The sequence below is a fragment of the Delftia sp. ZNC0008 genome (assembly GCF_000799035.1).
GTDB lineage: Bacteria > Pseudomonadota > Gammaproteobacteria > Burkholderiales > Burkholderiaceae_C > Comamonas > Comamonas tsuruhatensis.
In genome coordinates this window covers 1-828 of sequence record NZ_JTKZ01000648.1, presented here as the reverse complement: position 1 = coordinate 828, position 828 = coordinate 1, and the positions used below count along the sequence as shown (strand labels likewise).

Genomic DNA, 828 nt, shown 5'->3' with positions numbered 1-828 from the left:
AGCGCCGTCCAGGGCATGGCCAGCAGTTCGCTGCAGTGCAGCGGCTGGCCCGGCTGCGCCAGCGGCTGGGGCACCAGCTGGCGCGCCAGGGTATTGCTGCCCGCCACATGCCCTTCGGCGTCCACGGCCAGCAGGCCTTCGCCCTCCTGTCCCAGAGGCCCGCCGGGCCAGTTCAGGTGCAGCAGCAGCGCGTGGGGCAGGGCGCGCAGCAGCCGGTCCTCGATGGCGCGGGCGCAGCGCAGCGCCAGGTGCATCAGCTCGGGCCGCTCGGGCACGTCCACGCCCGTGATGTCCAGCATGCCCAGGCAGCGGCCGTCCGGGGCGTACAGCGGTGCGCCCGCGCAGCTGTAGTGGCGGTTGGCCTCGAAGAAATGCTCGGCCCGGTGCAGCCAGACGGGGCCGTGCTCGGCCAGGGCCGCACCGATGGCGGTGGTGCCCACGCCCTGCTCGGACAGGTCCACGCCCACACGGGCGATGGCCTGCACGCGGATGTCGCTGCGGTCCAGCGGCCCCTGCACGTCCAGCACGGTGCCGTGCGCATCGGTCAGCAGGCTGAAGTAGCGCATGGCGCCCACGGCGCCCACCAGCTGGGTCATCACGGGGTGCGCCGCCTGCAGCAGCGCCTCGTGGCCGTCACGTGCCTGGCGCAGCGCATGCGGCCCCAGCGCTTCGTAGACCACGCGCTCGCCCGGGCGGCGGCCTGCCGCCAGGCAGCGCTGCCAGGAGCGCCACAGCCAGGGCGCGATGCCGGCAGGGGGGGCGGGCAGAGTGGCAGGCGGCATGCCGGCCAGCGCCTGCTCGCCGAAGGCCAGGCTGCGGGCCCGGGCG

At 75.5% G+C, this 828-nt stretch carries 1 protein-coding gene; it reads right to left on the bottom strand.

Going from position 1 to position 828, the window contains the following annotated elements:
* Positions 1–828: hypothetical protein (locus L995_RS21115; protein WP_047473491.1), on the bottom strand; the 828-nt coding region annotated here is incomplete at both ends.